This is a genomic window from Paenibacillus sp. FSL K6-1096 (assembly GCF_037977055.1).
Taxonomy (GTDB): Bacteria; Bacillota; Bacilli; order Paenibacillales; family Paenibacillaceae; genus Paenibacillus_AQ.
The window spans coordinates 4,735,087-4,753,562 of the sequence record NZ_CP150274.1 but is presented as its reverse complement, the minus strand read 5'-3'; the positions used below and the strand labels follow the sequence as shown (position 1 = coordinate 4,753,562).

At 56.6% G+C, this 18,476-nt stretch carries 17 protein-coding genes; 9 read left to right on the top strand and 8 right to left on the bottom strand.

The window, feature by feature from the left end; all coding sequences use genetic code 11:
• Positions 1-62: 62 nt before the first annotated feature.
• The 3 genes from MHI24_RS21025 to MHI24_RS21015 form a co-directional block, all read right to left on the bottom strand.
• Entirely contained in the window at positions 63-986 is a 924-nt protein-coding gene (locus MHI24_RS21025) for an ADP-ribosylglycohydrolase family protein (protein WP_340021469.1), read from the bottom strand.
• 36 nt (positions 987-1,022) lie between these two features.
• Entirely contained in the window at positions 1,023-2,021 is a 999-nt protein-coding gene (locus tag MHI24_RS21020) for a Gfo/Idh/MocA family oxidoreductase (RefSeq protein WP_340021468.1), read from the bottom strand.
• A 356-nt stretch (positions 2,022-2,377) separates the two neighbouring features.
• Positions 2,378-3,091 (bottom strand): YceI family protein, encoded by a 714-nt coding sequence (locus MHI24_RS21015; RefSeq protein WP_340021467.1) that lies wholly within the window; start codon positions 3,089-3,091, stop codon positions 2,378-2,380.
• A 143-nt stretch (positions 3,092-3,234) separates the two neighbouring features.
• Between MHI24_RS21015 and MHI24_RS21010 the strand changes: the two genes are divergently transcribed.
• The 4 genes from MHI24_RS21010 to MHI24_RS20995 all read left to right on the top strand — a co-directional run bounded on the left by MHI24_RS21010 (position 3,235) and on the right by MHI24_RS20995 (position 6,767).
• Entirely contained in the window at positions 3,235-3,915 is a 681-nt protein-coding gene (locus MHI24_RS21010) for a response regulator transcription factor (RefSeq protein WP_340021466.1), read from the top strand.
• The gene (locus MHI24_RS21005) at positions 3,903-5,318 is read left to right on the top strand and encodes a HAMP domain-containing sensor histidine kinase (RefSeq protein ID WP_340021465.1); all 1,416 of its coding nucleotides are present in this window, start codon (positions 3,903-3,905) and stop codon (positions 5,316-5,318) included. The genes MHI24_RS21010 and MHI24_RS21005 overlap by 13 nt, the downstream gene beginning before the upstream one ends.
• Positions 5,319-5,407: 89 nt before the next feature.
• Positions 5,408-5,902, top strand: coding sequence for a hypothetical protein (locus MHI24_RS21000; protein ID WP_340021464.1), 495 nt, complete (start codon positions 5,408-5,410; stop codon positions 5,900-5,902).
• Positions 5,903-6,029: 127 nt separating this feature from the next.
• Entirely contained in the window at positions 6,030-6,767 is a 738-nt protein-coding gene (locus MHI24_RS20995; RefSeq protein ID WP_340021463.1) for a hypothetical protein, read from the top strand.
• Positions 6,768-6,934: 167 nt separating this feature from the next.
• Here the strand turns inward: MHI24_RS20995 and MHI24_RS20990 are convergent, their stop codons facing one another.
• Positions 6,935-7,861, bottom strand: a complete 927-nt coding sequence (locus MHI24_RS20990; RefSeq protein ID WP_340021462.1) for a DUF6612 family protein — start codon at positions 7,859-7,861, stop codon at positions 6,935-6,937.
• Positions 7,862-8,004: 143 nt separating this feature from the next.
• Positions 8,005-8,562 carry a DUF1273 domain-containing protein gene (locus MHI24_RS20985; protein WP_340021461.1) on the bottom strand — a complete coding sequence of 186 codons (558 nt, stop codon included), beginning with the start codon at positions 8,560-8,562 and terminating at the stop codon, positions 8,005-8,007.
• Positions 8,563-8,799: 237 nt separating this feature from the next.
• On the opposite strand from MHI24_RS20985, the gene MHI24_RS20980 reads away from it, so the two are divergent.
• The 3 genes from MHI24_RS20980 to MHI24_RS20970 are packed head-to-tail and all read left to right on the top strand — an operon-like array spanning position 8,800 to position 12,766.
• On the top strand, positions 8,800-10,446 hold the full coding sequence (locus MHI24_RS20980) for a spore germination protein (protein ID WP_340026745.1): 1,647 nt from the start codon (positions 8,800-8,802) through the stop codon (positions 10,444-10,446).
• Positions 10,447-10,476: 30 nt separating this feature from the next.
• On the top strand, positions 10,477-11,580 hold the full coding sequence (locus tag MHI24_RS20975; protein ID WP_340021460.1) for a spore germination protein: 1,104 nt from the start codon (positions 10,477-10,479) through the stop codon (positions 11,578-11,580).
• Positions 11,573-12,766: a Ger(x)C family spore germination protein gene (locus MHI24_RS20970; protein WP_340021458.1), complete on the top strand. Its 1,194-nt coding sequence runs from the start codon at positions 11,573-11,575 to the stop codon at positions 12,764-12,766. Before MHI24_RS20975 ends, MHI24_RS20970 begins: the two co-directional genes overlap by 8 nt.
• A 63-nt stretch (positions 12,767-12,829) precedes the next feature.
• Here MHI24_RS20970 and MHI24_RS20965 read toward each other — a convergent pair whose 3' ends face one another.
• Positions 12,830-14,860 (bottom strand): beta-galactosidase, encoded by a 2,031-nt coding sequence (locus MHI24_RS20965; protein ID WP_340021457.1) that lies wholly within the window; start codon positions 14,858-14,860, stop codon positions 12,830-12,832.
• A 121-nt stretch (positions 14,861-14,981) separates the two neighbouring features.
• On the opposite strand from MHI24_RS20965, the gene MHI24_RS20960 reads away from it, so the two are divergent.
• Positions 14,982-15,818 carry an AraC family transcriptional regulator gene (locus MHI24_RS20960; RefSeq protein WP_340021456.1) on the top strand — a complete coding sequence of 279 codons (837 nt, stop codon included), beginning with the start codon at positions 14,982-14,984 and terminating at the stop codon, positions 15,816-15,818.
• On the opposite strand, the gene MHI24_RS20955 is transcribed toward MHI24_RS20960, so the two are convergent.
• Positions 15,815-16,684: a LysR family transcriptional regulator gene (locus tag MHI24_RS20955; protein ID WP_340021455.1), complete on the bottom strand. Its 870-nt coding sequence runs from the start codon at positions 16,682-16,684 to the stop codon at positions 15,815-15,817. The two genes, MHI24_RS20960 and MHI24_RS20955, sit on opposite strands and share 4 nt — an antisense overlap.
• 122 nt (positions 16,685-16,806) lie before the next feature.
• On the opposite strand from MHI24_RS20955, the gene MHI24_RS20950 reads away from it, so the two are divergent.
• A complete protein-coding gene (locus MHI24_RS20950) occupies positions 16,807-17,004 on the top strand; it encodes a hypothetical protein (protein WP_340021454.1) in 198 nt (65 codons plus the stop codon).
• A gap of 110 nt (positions 17,005-17,114) precedes the next feature.
• Here the strand turns inward: MHI24_RS20950 and MHI24_RS20945 are convergent, their stop codons facing one another.
• The gene (locus tag MHI24_RS20945) at positions 17,115-18,419 is read right to left on the bottom strand and encodes an extracellular solute-binding protein (protein WP_340021453.1); all 1,305 of its coding nucleotides are present in this window, start codon (positions 18,417-18,419) and stop codon (positions 17,115-17,117) included.
• Between the last annotated feature and the right edge of the window lie 57 nt (positions 18,420-18,476).

Sequence of the window (18,476 nt, the reverse complement as noted above, 5' to 3'; positions counted from 1 at the left end):
TTGCGCACAACAAAAGGGCGGGATGCCCTGTGCGCCCCGCCTGCTACATGCACTATTCCCGCTTACTTCACCCGTTCCGTAAACAGCCGCCCCGCGTAATCGCTGATCAGCCCGCCCATCGCCAGCTTGCCGCTCCAGTCGGCCGGAATACCGCTCAGGCCATAGTAGGCCCCGGCGATCTGGCCGTATACAGCTCCGGTGGTGTCGGCGTCATTGCCGAGATTCACGGCGAGCAGCGCACCTTCCTTGAAGCTGTCAGACTTATGGAATGCCCATAACGCTGCTTCCAGGGATTCCACAACATAGCCTGAGCCTTGGATCTGCGGCGGCTCCTTCAGCTTATAGGAGCCTTGCTTGATATTCAGCATATGCGGCGTAAGGGTATCCTCATCCAGCCATTCGCCGAAGGCATCCGGAGCCAGTATCTCCTGCTTGCTCCAGCCATGCAGCCCCGCAAGAATGTACGCGGCGAGCAGACGGCAGGCAGCCAGACACTCGGCGGCCCCGTGTGTCGTTCTTGAGCTCATTGCCGCATAGCGGATCGCCCCGGCGGGCTGCTCCGCATAGTACATCACCACCGGAGCCAGCCGCATAATCGACCCGTTCCCGGCAGAGAACGGGTCCTCTGAGCCGCTGTAAGCCTCCCCGCTCGCTTCATACCGGTGCAGCGCCTCACGCGTCGCGTTGCCGATGTCGAAGCACCGGCCTGTACTGCTTAGCGCGCCTTCGCGGTACCATTTCACATAGCGCTGCATCTGATCCGCCGGATCGAAGGCCTGCGCCGTAAGCAGGCTCTCCGCCAGGCAGAGCGCCATCGAGGTGTCGTCTGTCCACTGCCCCGGCTGCAGACCAAATACCCCGCCGCCGACAATATCCGTCATTGGCTTGAAGGTTCCGGGTGCCTGGAATTCTACAGTTGTTCCCAGCGCATCCCCGGCTGCCAGCCCCTGCAGGCAGCCCTGATAACGGTCCATCGTCAATGTCACTTGGTCTCCCCCTTCCCGGAAGCTTCCTGCCTGCACTTATTCGCCGGGGTATTTCAGTCCCCACTGCGCCCGGATTTCATCCAGCAGCTTCATCAGCGCTACGGATTCATCCAGCGGCATCACCGGGCTCTCGGTCAGTCCGGCCTGAAGACAACGGCCCACCTCTTCCGCCTCGAAGCAGTATCCAACCGAAGCGCGGTCATCTGAGAACGTTTCAGCCAATTCGCCGTTCACGTAGAGCTCGGCCGATTTCGGATTAACCAGAGTGCCATTGACCACGATACGGCCTTCCGTTCCATAGATATAGGCCTCATCGTCCAGATTCAGGCGGATACCGGCGTTGAGTGAAGCGGATACGCCATTCCCGTAGGACAGCAGCAGCGAGAAGTGTTCATCCACGCCGGTCTCCCCGATATGCACGGTGCTGGCGATGGACTCAGGCTGGGGTCCGAGCACCATCGAGGTAAAGGAGACCGGATAGATGCCGACATCCAGCAGCGCTCCCCCGCCAAGGGCCGGACTCAGCAGGCGTCCTTCCGGCTTCCATTCGGAGCGGAATCCAAGGTCGGCCTTCACCAGCTTCACCTCGCCGATGCGCCCGGCGGCCAGCCACTCTCTTACCTTGACATGGGCCGGAATATAGCGGCTCCACATGGCTTCCATCAGGAAGAGCTTATGCTCACGGGCATAGGCTACTACCTCCTCCAGTTCACCACTGTTCACAGTAAAAGGCTTCTCGCACAGCACAGCCTTGCCTGCACGCAGCGCGAGCAGCGCGTTCTCACGGTGGAACGGATGCGGCGTTCCTATATAAATGGCATCCACCTCAGGATCGTTAACCAGCTCTTCGTAGGTCGCATATGCCACCGGAATACCGTGATCCGCCGCGAACTTATCGGCGCTCTCCTGCGAGCGCGAGCCGACTGCATAAGCCACGCCGTTGCTGGCATGGGCCAGATCCGTAGCGAACTGATGGGCGATCCAGCCTGTGCTGAGAATGCCCCATTTTACCTTGTAAGCGTTATCTTCTGCCATAGTCAAATCCTCCTCTTAATGAAGCTCAAGTCCCTCTGATTCTATCAAAATCTCCCTGTTGTGTACATGTCCGCATCCCGCCGGAACCCTATTGCTTCATAACTAGATGAATTCATTTCAGCCGAACAGACAACGCAGGTACTCCTCCGAATAGCCGAACGCCCCACGCCAGCCCAATGTAATCGGTTTTTCGATTACATTCCGCTCATTCGCCCCGCGCCGGCCGAATGTGTTCGCTTTTCCGCATACATCCGCATCTGGCCTACCCGCCTTCGCCCCAGCCCCAGTCACATCAAAAACCCTCCCCGCCAGCCGCAAATCCGCGGTAACGGGGAGAGTAATCTCCAAACCCTATGTTATTTCTTGAGCACCAACTCCAGGCGCACCTCCAGATTGTTCTCGGTACTCAGTACGATGGAATGCGGATTGCTGAGGCCGAAATCCTCGAAGGTTACGGTGGTCGTACCCGACAGCTTAAGCTCTCCGCCGCTGTATGCGGCCTGCGAGTCGAACGTGACTTCCTTCTCGATGCCCTTTACGGTCAGCGTACCCTGCAGCTGCACCGGCACCGCTGTCCCCTCAGTCCATTCCTTCGGCAGCTCCGAGAAGGACTTCACCGTGAAGGTCGCTTCCGGGAACTCTGCTACGGACAGGAAGTCCGCTCCCTTGACATGCTCGTCCCGCGGGGCGGTTCCCGAATCAAGCGCGTTCATGTCGACCGACCCTTCGCCGGTCATCGCGGAGGCATCGTCCAGATTCACATTCCAGGTTCCTTTAACGGACGGATCTACGAAGTTCACGGTTTCCTTGGATGTAGTTACGGACCAGTAGACCTTGGACGGCTCTGCAATGTTCCAGGTTCCGTTCAGCTGCTCCGAGGTTACTACAGCAGCTGCGGCAGCTGCATTAGCGGTCCCTTCCTTCTGGGCCCCGCTGTCCTGGGCCTGCCCAGGAATAACAGATTCAATCTCCACCTTGTTGCCAAGGCTGTTGTTCACCAATATGAAGGCGGTGATAGCTCCTGCAATAACAACGATGGCTGCGGTTAAAGCAATGGTTCTCTTCTTCATAAGATCTCCTCCATTCTATTCTCTGTCTCTGCTTGTTCCAGCTGAATCCCATTCTAACAGAGCAATATGTCGGGAATAAGTCAAAGCGGACAGGCCGGGAATATGGTAGAATTGTCGTAATTTTAAATAAGGGACTGAAGCCTATGCAATCCATTCTGATCGTTGAGGATGAGGAGGCCATTGCCCGGGTGCTTGGTGCATATTTGCGCAAGGCGGGCTTCCACGTGACCCGGGCCGCAGACGGCCGGAGCGCTCTGGAAGCCTTCGGCGAGGCGCCGCCTTCGCTGGTCCTGCTTGATATTATGCTGCCGGAGATAGACGGCTTCGAGCTGCTGGGGCTGATCCGCGAGCGGAGCAGCTGTCCTGTCATCATGCTGACCGCACGGGACGGGATCAAGGACCGGCTGGCGGGTCTGGACGGAGGGGCGGACGATTATATGTCCAAGCCCTTCATCCCCGAGGAAGTAGTCGCCAGGGTGCGGGCGGTGCTGCGCCGCCCCTCGCAGTGGTCGGACGGCAGCCGCAAGCGCCATTTCGGCAGTCTGTTCATCGATTTCTCGGCCCGCAGCATCTTCCTGAACGGGGCGGAGGTCAGCCTCAGCCCGCGCGACATGTCGGTGCTGCTGTTCCTCGCCGAGCGCCCGAACCAGATCTGCACCCGCGACCAGCTCCTGGAGCATGTGTGGGAGATGGATTATGAGGGAAGCGACCGGGCGGTCGATCTCTCGATCAAAAGACTGCGCCAGGCGCTCTCGCACTGGCCGGAGCACGAGGGTGAGATCCGCACACTGAGAGGAACGGGTTATCAATTATGGACAACATGAGACGAAGACGGAGACGGAAGCCAACCTCCATCCTCTTCTACTGGACCCTGCGCTACCTGCTGATCATCAGCATCGGGCTGCTGCTGGCTGCGCTGTTCACCTTCTGGTGGATTCAGCAGGAGGCGATGGATAACCGGATGCAGACGACCGGTCTGCTGGCCCAGGAGATTGCCGACCGCAGCGTAGGCACTGACGGGAAGCTGGAGATCATCCCCAGCCTGCACAAGCTGGTTGAGGACCGCAAGCGCTTCTTCAAAGTGAATGAGGAGATGTGCGTAATCATCACCGGCACGGAAGGGCAGCTGCTGTTCTCCCAGCCGCCCATGACCGGGGAGCAGATGCGCTACAAGCTGGAGGATTCGCTGAGCAACTCGCGCAATTCGGAATACAAGGCCGCCTCCGCACAGATTGACAGCGGGCAGGGAGTACTTGGACAAGTCTTCGTCTTACAGTCCAAGCGCTCCCTCCGGCATATTCCGCAGGAGGAGATTACCTTCTTCTCTATTATCATCGTCTTCCTGATCGCCTTAAGCTGGCTGACCATCTATCTTCTGTCCGTCAAGCTGGCCAAGCCGGTGAAGCGGGTGGCCTCCGCAGCGGCGCAGATCAGCGGCGGACAGTACAATATCGTGCTCGATACCCGGGCCAAGGAACGGGAGATTCATGAGCTGCTCGTATCCTTCCAGGAGATGGCGGGCAAGCTGCAGCAGTTCGAGCAGTCGCGGGCCATCATGCTGGCAGGCGTGTCCCATGAGCTGAAGACCCCGGTCACCTCGATCAAAGGACTGCTCCATGCCGTCCGCGAGGGGGTTGTCGAAGGGGAGGAGGCCGGGGAGTTCCTGGATATCGCCCTGCAGGAAGCGGGGCGGCTGCAGCACATGGTTGCCGACCTGCTGGATTACAATGCGCTGACTGCCGGCATGGTCGCCGTGCGGCAGGATGAGCTGGAGGCCGCTCCGCTGCTGGAAGAGATTCTCTACCAATGGGGCCTGACCCAGAGCGGGGAGGTCTGCACGCCTATCGTAGAGCTGCCGCAGACCCCGCTGCTGCTCCGGGGAGATCCGATCCGCATTCAGCAGATTATTGTCAACCTGCTGAACAACAGCGTGCAGGCGAAGGTGCAGGGCAGCAAGCTCCAGCTCCGGCTCACCATTAATGAAGCTCCGGACGGCATAGCGGAGATCACCCTGACCGATAACGGCACGGGCATCCCTCCAGAGAGCCGGGAGCGGGTCTTCGAGGCCTTCTACCGCAGCTCCGGCAAGCAGAGTGTGCTGCGCGGCCTCGGCCTCGGTCTGACCTTCAGCCGGCTGCTGGCTGAAGCGATGGGCGGCAGCCTTGAGCTCGGCAGCGACCCGCCCCAGGGCTGCTGCTTCGTGCTGCGGCTGCCGCTGGCCCGGTGAACGGACTACCCGGCACCCGGGACAGTGTAGTTCCCTAAGCCGGAGCATGGTATAATCAACTGATTCTACACGGAAATCGGAGGCTGTATATGCTTACTTTTGAACAGAAATTAGCGATTCTAGATTCCTATCCCCAGCTCGAAGCGCGGAAGGTGTCACTGGGACGGGTGAATTATCACCTGGAGCAGAGCCGGCATGATAAGAAGACCGTGGCTTCCCATATTCATCCGAACGGCAACGGCTTCGTCTACGCCGGACTGCTGCGTGGCTACGAGACGGACGACAAGGGAATGGTGAATATCCGCGATTATTCGGAAGACCAGCTGCGTGAGCTGCTGGACGCTTCCATCCATTCTCTGCTGACCTATATTCCCGAAGCGCCGGCTCCTTCCCGGAGAAAGAAGAAGACTCCCGCAGGCGCCGCCTCCTTGTGGAAGAATGCGGACGGCCATACGCTGAGCCTGAAATTCGAGGAGGATCTGTGGTATCTCTATGCCGGACTTCATCTGGAAATGGCATTCGAGACTGAGGGTGAAGCGGAGGAATATCTGGCGGAAGAGGGCTTTGCGCGGGCAGAGGACTGACGGCAGAGATAGCCGCACCTCTATGTGAACGGTAAAAAATAACCGGAAAAATATAGAATTATCGGGCAGGCCCCCTTATACTATAAGCCGAAGGTGATTTCCATATCTTTCACGAGGAGGTACAGCTATGAATAATCCTGAAGGCGGAACGCCCTTCAAGAATCCCGAAGGTCCGCACCATGAACCCGGGCAGCCGCAGCCCCAGCGTAAAGTATCCGAACAATGGAACAACCTGCTCCAGGATGAACGTGTACAGCAGGCACAGGCGGTTGGCAAACAGTATTGGAGCTTCTACCTGAGAGTCCTTGTCCGCCCTTACAGTACCATGAAGGAAATTCCTGTGGCGCATTTCATGAACAGCCTGATCACGATGGGACTGACGGCCATCCTGACGGCCTTATATTTCCTCATTCTGTTCATCAAATGGGATGTCTCGGCCATCTTCGGCCCCGGCTTCCTGAAGCCGCTGCTGCTGACGGCGGCAGGTCTTGCCGTAGCCTGCGGAGCCGCCTATGCCGTACTCCGGCTGGAGAAGGCCAGCTTTGATTTCAAATTGCTGATTACCCGGATGGGGACGCTGCTCGTTCCGGCCGTGGCGCTGCTGGTGCTGGCGATTCTCACCCTGCTTGTCAGCCTGCACTCGTTCTCGTCCACCCTGCTTACGCTGTCGTTCCTGTTCGTGTTCATCAGCATGAACACAGTCCTGTTCCAATATCCGCTGAATACAGCGGCAGGCCGGAGAATTGACACGCTGTACCTGATTGCCATTGCCAACATTGTGACCGGATATATTTTCTACCAGCTGATCACATCCGTCATTGCCGGAGCAGCCTATGGTCTCATCAGCAATTCGTTTAAATTTTAGAATGATCTAGCCAACGCAGAAAAGGGGCTGTCCCAAAGTGACAGCCCCTTTTATTGTGGAATTATGTATGGGAAGAACACCATAAAGAGCTATCCCAAGCAGCCGTTTCATGGCTTCCGGGATAGCTCTTCTGTCTGTTGCTTGATGATTCAGCTTGGCAAGCCCGGTTACGGGGTAGTCGGAGCGGACGGAGTTGTCGGCATCTCCACTTCCTTCGCATCCAGCGCTTCCTGCGGAACCTTGATTTCGTCCACCTTGTTGTGGTCGCTGATGGTCGCCTTCATGTCCATATCAATCGAGATCGTCTGGTCGCCGCTGGTCATATCCATGACCATAGTTACATCCGTGCGGGTTGGGAAGTAAGTCTTCTTATCCACCGCGTAAGCGATATTCATGCTCTTGATATTCATCTGATCCATCATGGCAGCCATCTGCTGGTCAGAGCTTCCGGTCTGGTTCATATAAGTCTTCGCCAGCTCCTTGACGTCATCACCGGATACTTCAGCAGACAACAGATAGCTGTCGCCTTCCTCGGTGATCTTCGTCTTCTCGGTGAGCGCCTTGAACTGCTCCAATTGCTTCTCAGGGTTGGCCGACTGCTGCATAGCGGTAAGGACCTGTTCTCCCATCGAGGCAGGCATCTTCATCCATTGCCCGTTCATCTGGGAATAGAAGCCGTCCTGAGTCACATACTGCTCAATCGTCTGGTCGCCCTGGGCCGTCTTCATCTGCACCTCCTGATGCATCGTCAGCGGCTCCTTCACGAATTCAGATTTCGTGGTCATATCGGTATCCTGCGCGTTTTCCCCTTCGCTCGTCTTCATGTTGATCTTCTGCTTCACCTGCGATTCCATCGCGAAGCTCTTCAGATCACCCGATGCAGCAACCGACTTCTGAATCAGTTCATCCACCGATGGTACGCCGTCTGATGTCTGTTCAGCAGGCGCAGCGGAGGCCGTTGCTTCCGGAGCAGCGTTTCCTCCAGGTGCAGCGGTTGCAGCACCCTCCGATGGTTTCAGCTCCTCATTATTGCCGCAGGCCGCCAGAGCAACCGACAGCATAACCCCCATAAGTAACGTAGTCCATTTCTTCAAGATCGATTCCTCCTAAGTATTATTGGCAAGTAGTGTAAGCCATGTCATGTATTTAACCAAAGGAGGGTGGCTTTTAATCACTCGTTTAAAAAACTAAGTCTTTCGCCCCTGTATGGACAAGTCCCCGTTCTGCAGCCCGTTTCTCACTCATAATCGCGCCGGCTCTCTTCGTCAGCAATATTCTGAATCTCTTCCGCATGGATCACATAGAGCTGGTAATCCCCTTCCGCCTGCAGCTTCAGTGCCCGCTCCTTAGTGAACTTCGCGCTGCCCTCTGCGGCATCCTCGTCATAGAACAGCAGGAGGCCGTCGCTTTTGCGGAACAGCAGATCATCCCTCGCTCTGAACTGCCAGCTCCCCTCATAGGGGGCATTGCTTACAGCACCGTAGTAATCCGCACCGGCAACGATGCGGCGGTACTCATTCTGCTTCTCTTCCTTCCACTTCTCCTCCGGGGCCGCATGGGCGGTAATAATCCCGAGCTTTAGTCCCGGGTACTGGCGCTTCAGCTCCAGCACCACCTCGCAGGCCCACAGATCAACGCCGTATTGGCCGGGGGTGATGACCCACTCCAGCCCTTCCTCCAGGAACGGAATGATCCGGCTGGCCAGCGCTTTTTTGATATAAGGGATCCCTTGGTGCTTGCTGTCATAAATGCCCAGCTCATGCGCACGGTAGCCCGTAACCAGTAAGGTTCTCATGTGCCGCCTCTCTCCTGACTGCTATAGTGCTGATGTGCTTAAGTGAATAACCTGTTCTCTATGCATTATATCTTATTTCACGCAGCGGGGCTGCCGGACTCAGGAAGCATAGGGGCCTGCGCACCCGCTGAATTTTTTTCGGTAATTATGAGTAAATTCAGATAAAGTTTGGAAAACTTCATGAAAGTGAAACAGATACTCCGTTATACCCAATATCAAGAGCTGGGGATGATTACTCTGTTCGGTATGATTCTATCGTATATGCCCGGTTGGGCAGTCTTCGCCCAGGCAGGTGTGGCTATGCTTGTTCCATTGCTCCTGGCTTATCTCTATAAATCGCTCTACCGGCTGGTCGGCAGCGGACGGGGCCAGATCGGGCACGGCGCAAGGACTCTTCCGCACCAGCAGCCGCAGGCTCTGCCAGAGTCCAGTACCCGGTTCACCGGTGATTTCCATGCAGATCTTCAGGCGGTCAAGGCTGCCATCGGCAGCAACAGCGATGTTCATTTCCGGGAGTTCACAAATGCGAAAACGGGTGTTCAGGGCGTCCTGATTCATATAGACGGAATGCAGAGTGACCGGCTGCTTAGTATGGAGGTGATGCAATTCCTGATGTACGAGCTGCCTGCAGATCTCCCGTCCTCCGTGAAGGCCGCCGGACAGAGGCTTCCCTTCAGTGAGCTGAAGGAGGAAATGTATATTGGAGATTTCAACAGGTCTGTCCTCTTCGGCCATGCCGCCATTCTGATTGAAGGACAGACCTGCGGCTTCCTGGTCGAGATGCCCGGTGCTCCCAGCCGCACGGCAGACGAGCCGGTCTCTGAGGCGCTGCTGCGCGGTCCCCGGCTGGGCTTCACCGAGGTGCTGGGCGAGAATACCGCCATGCTGCGCCGCCAGGGTCTAAGTGACCAGCTTGAGATGAAGTCCTTCCGGGCCGGGACGGTTATCGAGCGGGAGATCGTGGTCGCTTATATGAAGGATATCGTCAATCCCGATCTGCTGGACGAGGTCAAGAACCGGATCGGCAAGCTCAATATGGATTTCCTGGCTGAATCGGGCTATATCGAACAGTTAGTAGAAGATAATTATCTCAGCCCCTTCCAGCAGCTGCAGAACACCGAACGGCCAGACCGGGTAATTGCCGCCCTGCTGGAGGGAAGGGTCGCCATAATGCTGGACGGCACCCCCTTCGCGCTGATTGCCCCGGTGACGTTCAGTATGCTGCTGCAGTCGCCGGAGGATTATTACGAGCGCTGGCTGCCGGGCACGCTGCTGCGGCTGCTGCGTTTTGCTGCCTCCTTCCTGGCCTTGATGGCCCCGGCTCTGTACATCTCATTCATCTCCTTCCATCCGGGGCTGATCCCGACAGAGCTGGCGATCACCATCATCAAGACCCGGCAGGGCGTCCCCTTCCCTTCGCTGATTGAGGTGTTGATCCTGGAGGTCTCCATTGAGATTCTGCGGGAGGCCGGCATCCGGCTGCCGAAGCCGATCGGTCCGGCGATGGGCATCGTCGGCGGTCTGATCATCGGAGATGCAGCGGTACAAGCAGGGATTGTCAGCCCATTCCTGGTCATCACGGTAGCCGTCACCGCCATCTCTTCCTTCTCCATTCCGATGTACAGCGCCGGGATTACGCTGCGGATACTGCGCTTCGTCGGGATGCTGTTCGCTTCCGTGCTGGGAATGTACGGGACCATTCTGTTCTTCCTGCTGATCTGCTGCCATCTGACCAAGCTCAAAAGCTTCGGCGTGCCTTATCTGACCCCGCTCTCGCCGTTCCGCTTAAGTGACTGGAAGGATCTGTTCTTCCGCGCTCCGATGGCGCTGATGAAGCGCAGACCGCTGATGATGAAGACCAGGCAGAAGCAACGCAAACGATAACCGCGCCTGCGCGTTAGGAGGAACGTATTTATGTTTGTGCGTACTGATGATAAAATTACGGCCACACAAGCAGCCATTTTCCTGAACAATACGCTGCTCGGCGCGGGAATTCTTACGTTGCCGCGCAGTGTAAGCAAGGAAGTGAAGACCCCGGACGGCTGGATTTCCGTGCTGCTCGGCGGAGCCATTGTCATGCTGGCTGTATTCCTCATGGTGAAGATCAGCCAGCAGTTTCCGGGCAAAACCGTCTTCCAGTATGCCAGCAAGCTCACCGGAAGATTCCTCGGCGGGGTGTTGTCCCTGCTCATGATTGGCTATTTCATTATTATCGCCGGCTTTGAGATCCGCAGCCTTGCCGAGGTCACCCTGTTCTTCCTGCTGGAGGGAACCCCGATCTGGGCGGTGATTCTTCCTTTTCTCTGGCTCGGTACTTATCTGGTCTATGGCGGCATCAATTCCATTGCCCGTGTCTTTACGATTGTTTTTCCGATCAGCATTATGATTCTGCTCATCTCGTTCATACTCAGCCTGCGGATGTTCGATATCGATAATCTGCGTCCTGTACTGGGCAACGGCTTGGCCCCTGTATTCTCAGGACTGAAGTCCACCGTGCTTGTATTCACCGGCTGTGAAGTCACCATGACGCTGGTAGCGTTCATGCGGGAACCGAAGCAGGCCGTCAAGGCTATCCTTGGAGGCTTATCCGTGCCGCTGATACTTTATCTGCTGACCGTCGTTATTGTGATCGGCGGCTTATCCATTAATTCGCCTATCTCCAGCACCTGGCCGACCATCGATCTGATGCGCAGCTTCGAGGTGCCGGGCTTCTTCTTCGAGCGGATGGAGTTCCCGTTCATGGTGATCTGGCTGATGCAGATGTTCTGCAACTTCAGCAGCTTTTTTTTTCAGGCGTCACTGGCTGTGTCCCAGACCTTCAAGGTTAAAATCCATCCGGTGATTTACGCTATGGTTCCGCTGCTGTTCATCTCGGCAATGACACCCAAAACCTTGAGCGACCTGTTCACCCTCGGGGATACCATCGGTAAGATGGGTGTAGTGCTATTCTTCCTTGTCCCGGTACTGCTCTCTGTGGTCTGGCTGATCCGGGTGAAGGGGCTGAAGCAGCATGTATAGACGAATTCTGCTGCTGTTCTGCAGCCTGCTCATCCTGGCCACACAGACCTCCTGCTGGAGCAGCAAGGAGATCGAGGACCTGGCCCTGTACGCTGGCCTGGCTCTGGATACCCCAAGACTTACAGATACAGAACAGCAGATGGAGGATCAGGGCGCAACCTATACGAAGCGGAATCAGATTACAGCCACTGTGCAGATGGTCCCGGCCAATTCCGTTGGCGGCTCAGACAATCCCGGGAACCAGAGCAGCAGCGAAGCGCCCTATATGAACGTTGGAGGAACCGGTGATTCTGTGCTGGAGATCTTCCGGCAGTATTCCATCCTGCGGGAACGGCCGATCATCGGCCACCATCTCAAAGTGATTGTCATCTCTACCGAGCTGCTCAAGCGGCAAAAGATGAACCAGTTACTGGACTTCGTGCTCCGCGATAATGACATCCGCCCCAGCACCATGGTATTCATAAGCCAAGGCCGGGCGGAGGAGACACTCATCTCCAAGCAGAAGAATGTGATCCCTTCCTTCCATATCCGGGATATGATGCGCAATCAGAAGCGGACCAGTAAGGTCCTGGACCCGGTCATTCTGTCTAAAATGGATGCGCTCATGTTCTCCAAACGCAGCTTTGTGCTGCAGAATCTGGTGACGGCCAACGGAGAGACGGAATTCTCCGGCGCCGGAGTGATCAAGGGGGATACCGGCCACTGGGTAGGGGCACTGAATCAGGAGGACACCGAGTGTCTGACCTGGCTGAACAACTCCGCCCAAGCGGGTGTCATCAAAACGTATAATGAGGACAATGAGCCGATCACCTATGAATTGAAAATGATGAAAAGTACGATCACAACCAAGCTGGTTGACGGCAATCTGGCCTTCGACGTTAAGCTCGAAACAGAAGGAAGGCTAAGCGAGAGCTGGAACGCGGACGAATACCCCTCAGCCACCAAACATCCGGAAAAGGCAGAGGAACGGTTCCAGAAACGGCTGGAGCAGATGATGCAGACGCTGATGCACAAGCTGCAGAAGGAGTATAAAGCCGATGCCGCCGGGTTCTCGGAGAAGCTCCGCATCCAGAAGCCGGCGTTATGGAGAAAGTACAAGGATCATTGGGATGAGATTTTCAGCCGGACGCCTGTCCACATCAATGTGAAGCTGGAGATCACAGACTTCGGTTCCTTCATTCAATAAAATAAAAGAAGCTGCCCCCGCGGCCAATAACCTTATGGTCCGGGGACAGCTTCTTTCAGTTCGTTAAGCCCGGTCGGACAGAATCAGCACGCCGCGGCCCGGAACGGCCGCTGAACCGCTGAACTTCTTGCCGGTAAGCAGATCGGTCCGTTCACCGGAGCCGATATGGGCGGTAAGCTCCTCGGCGGCGTGGTTCAGCAGGAACAGGTAGGAGACCCCCTCCTTGACCCGCTGCACCGATTCAATGCCTTCCGGCGCGCTCACCAGCGGAGCGATGCCATTCTCTTCGCACAGATTCGCCAGGAATCCGCGCAGGAATGCGGCATCCGGGCTGGTCGCCACATAATACGCGTGGCCTGCACCGAAGCGGTTCACCGTCAGCGCCGGCATTCCTTTATAGAAGTCAGTGCCGTATTCCGCCAGCACCTCCGCTCCTTCAGCATGAATCAGATCGCACAGCAGGCCGCAGGCATAGGAGCGGTTCAGCGCTCCCCAGTCCTGCTTCATCACCATCTCATTGCTCATGCCCGGCAGGAGCGCATCGATCTCCTCGGCCCAGATGCCCAGCACCTTGCGCAGTTCGCCCGGATAACCTCCAACTGTGACCAGATCGTTCTCGTTCACAATGCCGCTGAAATAGGTCGTTATGAAGGTTCCGCCCGCCTGAACGAACGCCTCAACCTTCGCGGCGAAGCCCGGCTTCACCATATACATTACTGGAGCAATGACAATCTTGTATTTCGACAGATCCTCTTCCACGCCAATCATATCCGCTTCAATATGCTGCTGGTAGAGTGCATCATAATATTTGTGAACCTCGTTCACATAATTCAGCGCCACCGACGGGCCGCTGGAGAGATCCAGCGCCCAGCGGTTCTCCCAATCGTAGATGATGCCGATCTGTGCTGCGCTCCGGGCATCCAGCAGCTCGCCGCCCAGCTGCTCCAGCTCGCGGCCCAGCTCGGCGCATTCCCGGAATACCCGGGTATGCTCATGCCCCACATGCTCAATCACCGCGCCGTGGTATTTCTCGCAGGCCCCGATCGAGCGGCGGAGCTGGAAGAACATCACCGTATCCGCACCGCGCGCAACGGCCTGGTAGCTCCAGAGGCGCATGACGCCGGGACGCTTCAGGGAGTTGTACGGCTGCCAGTTCTGCTGGCTGGGCGTCTGCTCCATCAGCATGAACGGCTGGCCGCTCTTCAGGCCGCGCATCAGGTCATGCGTCATCGCCGTATAGCTGACCGGCGTATCCAGGGACGGATAGTTGTCCCAGGAGATGACATCCATGTACTTGGCCCATTTGAAATAATCCAGCTCGGGATAGAAGCCCATCAGGTTGGTGGTAATCGGAATATCGGTGCTGTGCTCCCGGATGGCCTCGTATTCAAGCTTGTAGCATTCCAGCAGGCTGTCCGACATGAACCGGCGGTAATCCAGCGAGATTCCCTGGAAGTTGGTCCGGTTGCCGTTCCACTCCTCACTCAGCTCATTCGGGACAACGATCTCCTCCCAATCATAGAAGGTATGGCCCCAGAAGCGGGTATTCCAGGCTTTGTTGAGCGCTTCCAACGAACCGTAGCGCTCCTTCAGCCATACGCGGAAGGCCGCCTCGGACTGCTCGGAATAATCATAGCCGCCGTATTCATTGGAGATATGCCAGGCCACCAGCCCCGGGTGGTCCTTATAACGCTCGGCCAGCTTGCCGGCCAGCAGCGCCGCATATTTGCGGTACACCGCACTGTTCGGATTGGAGTTATGGCGTCCGCCGAATTTGCGCTTGCGGCCCTGGACATCCACCCGGGTCACTTCAGGATAACGGCGGGCCATCCAGGCCGGGTGGGCGCCGGTTCCGGTAGCCAGACACACATAGGTTCCGTTCTTATAGAGCCGTTCGATCATTTCATCCAGACCGGTGAAATCATACGTATCCTCAGACGGCTGAATCAGCGCCCAGGAGAACACATTAATGGTCGCTACATCAATGCCGGCCAGCTTGAACATCCGTTCATCCTCTGCCCACACCGGGGCATCCCATTGCTCGGGGTTATAATCTCCGCCATACCATATCTTCGGCAGCCTCTCGTTGATCACAGCTCACACTTCCTTTATAGTAGTATAAGTATATTCTTATTCTATCCTCTATCGGAATGGCTATAAATATAAAATTAATGACCTCACATATAATAATATGGAACATCAGGAGTTGAATGAAATGGCCGCTGACACCGTCCGCCGCATCGTATTCGCCCAGGAGAGCAGCCAGCTCCTGCCCATAACGCTGGACAGTATGGGCTATAATCCCGACCAGGAGAAGGTCTCCCGGCCGCAGGGCTTCCACACCTATCACTGGCTGCAGACCGCCCATGGTGCTGGCATCCTCCGTCTGGACGGTAAGGAGCAGATACTCACGGAAGGCAGCGGTATCCTGCTGACACCCGGTACGCCGCACAGCTATGAAGCCTGCTCTGAAGAAGCCTGGCGTACTTATTATCTCACCTTCGGAGGGGCCTCAGCCGGGCATATTCTGGAATCGCTTGGCATGAACGCCAGCCTGTTCTACCGCTGGGAGAGCGAAGCGCCGCTCTGCCATATGTTAAAAGGTATGATGGACCGCCATGACGCCTCCAGCGACATGTTCAGCCTGGGTGAATCCAGCGATGCCTACCGCTTCCTGCTGACGCTGCACAAGTACGGGCAGCTCCATAACAACGCGGCGATCTCCCGTAATGTGGACAAGCTGCAGCCGCTGCTGAGGTGGATGGACAGCCATTATGGCGATCCCGGGATCGGGCTGCAGGATCTGGCCGCCCGGCTCGGGGTCTCGGGAAGGCATCTGAACAGCCTGTTCCTGCAGACCTTCGGCCTCTCGCCCTATGCCTATTTCGTCCGGCTGCGCATCCGCAAGAGCAAGGAGCTGCTGGTAGCCAATCCCCGGCTTACCGTCAAAGCCGTCTCGCAGCTGGCCGGCTTCCGCGACACCAGCCATTTCGTGGCCACCTTCCGCAAGCAGTCGGCGCTGACGCCGGAGCAGTTCAGGAAGCTGCATTAATCTGCGGGCAACGCCGCCTTCAGCTCTTCGATGAACTCCCGGAACGCGCTCGTCATATAGAGATCACGCCGCCGGACGAATACGGTCGGGACCACCGCGTATTTCTCCGGGAACGGATAGATGCGGATCCCCTCCGTCACATTCATCCGGGTGAAATAGGATAAGGGCAACACGGCATAGCCCATTCCCGCCTTCACACAACCCAGCAGCCCCTCCATCGTCCCGAACTCCATCACCTTGCCCAGCCGGCCGCCCTCTTCGGCAAGCCAGCTCTCCAGCCGGTCCCGGTACAGACACTCCGAATTGAGCATCAGCAGAGTCTTGTCATGCAGGGAGGTGACCTCCTGATACTCCATTGAATCCGGAATGACCAGTCCGATCCGCTCATGGATGACCAGCTCCTGGACAAGCTCCGGATGCTCCACCGGTCCGTCCATGAAGGCACCATGGACGGTGTGCTGGAGAACCGACTGGATCAGCTCCCCCGCCCGCCCGATCTGCAGATGAACTTCGACATCGGGATAACAGCTGCGGTATGAAGACAGGACGGCAGGCAGCCGGACCGCCGCTGTCGTATCCGAGCCGACCGTAATTGAACCCTTGGGAACCGGGGAATCCAGCACCGCCAGCTTGGCCTCGTCCAGCAGAGCAAGAATTTTAACGGTATATTCCATGAACGTCTGTCCCGCTGAAGTCAAAGTGCTTCCCCGGCTGTGCCGGTAGAATAGCAGAGTTCCCAGCTCCTGCTCCAGCTGCTGGATTCTCGCTGTCACGTTGGACTGCACATAGTTCAGATTTTGCGCTGCTTTGGAGATGCTGCCTGCCTCAACAACAGCCTTGAATACAATAAGAAGACCGATATCCATTCTTTACAACTCCCCCCCGGGTCACCCATCAGCCGCAGTGATGGCCTCTATCATTTCCCTTCATTATACATGATCCGCTCCGCAGATTATGATGAAAGTACTTATAAGAAGGAGTGATCGCCATGGGACACAAGCAATGGACCTTCACAACCCCCGGCAACCCGGCGGGTACAGAATTAGTGATAGATACGAGCCAAATCACGACCGTCTATGACCTGCTGAACAGGCTCCGGGCAGAGGCACAGCAGCAGCAGCAGAATCCGCAGGTTATCCCCCTAAGCACCCGCAGGGAGAGACACCGGCGCCATCCCTCCGCCTGAGGGACTGCCTCCACTCCCCGGCATATAATCTAAAGGACGCTCCCGCCTCATCCCTATTCGGAGGAGAGCGGGAGCGTCCAGAACATTTTTACATAAACCGCTTGTACTAATTACTTCTTCAGCTTATCCCAGGCAGCCTGCATGCCTTGCTCCCAGCCCGCTTCATCAACCTTGTTCGCAATCAGCTCCTGAATCACGCTGGCGAATTCCTGGGTTACCCCGTCAGGGAACTTGGAGGCCTGCAGTCCGTAGACCTTGCCTTCCTTCACATACTTCCACACATCCGCACCCAGCAGGCCGATATCTTCAGGCGTTGCCGGAATGGTGGACAGGGCCGGGATGAACTTCCACTTTTTGACGATATATTCTTTACCCATGTCTGAGGTTACGAGCCAGTTCAGGAAGGTCTTCGCTTCCTCCTTGGACGCCGATTCCTTGTTCACGACCAGGTTCGCCGGAATCCCGACAGACAGCTTGTCGTTCGCCTCCGGATCATCGTTGATCGGCATCGGGAACATCCCAATGTTCATGTCAGGCGTGATATTGTCCACCAGGGTCTGAGCCCAGTTGCCTTCCTGCATCATCGCGGTTTCACCATTGGCGAACAGTGCCAGGTGAGTGTTAGCGTCAGTGGTCAGCGGGTTCTTCTGCCCGTACTTCACCGTCAGATTGAGCAGGTTGCTCCAATCCTTGAACTTCTCATTCCCCACGATCGAGGCGGTTCCGGCGTTCAGCCCCTGGATGAATTCGTCTACATTAGGCTGTTGGGCAAAAGCTACGCTAATCCCCTGAATCCCGAGCAGCCACCACTCCTGATACGCATTGCCGAACGGAATCACGTCGATCGCCTGCAGCTTCTTCGCCGCTTCCTCCAGCTCTGTGATCGTCTTCGGCGTCTCCTTGATTCCGGCCTTGGCGAACAGATCCTTGTTATAGACATAACCGATCCCTTCGAGGTTCATTGGCATTCCGTAGGTTTTGCCGTCCTTGGTCATCGGCTCAGCCGCGAGCGGAATCAGATCCTTCACCCAAGGCTGGTCGGACAGGTCCTCGAGCTTGTCTTGCCACAGTGCCATTTCCGCATAACCGCCATTGGAGAAAATATCAGGCGCATCACCGGAAGCAAACTTGGTCTTCAGCGCCGCCCCATAGTCTGCACCGCCGCCGACCGTCTGGATATCCAGCTTGATGTTGGGATACTCTTTCTCGAATTCTACCTTCAGCTCATTCAGGCCTTCCACGATCTCTGTCTTGAACTGGAAAATCTTCACTGTCTTTACCGCCCCGCTGTTGCCAGCGCTTCCATTTGATGCATTATCAGATGCGGTATTATCCGCCTTACCGCCGCAAGCCGCCAGCACTGTGGACATTAACAGAACGGATGACATCATCAGTGCCGCACGTTTCTTCATCATTAGTAGTTCCCCCTTGAATAAATTAACAAGCTGTATATATGTGGAACGGGAGCCCGG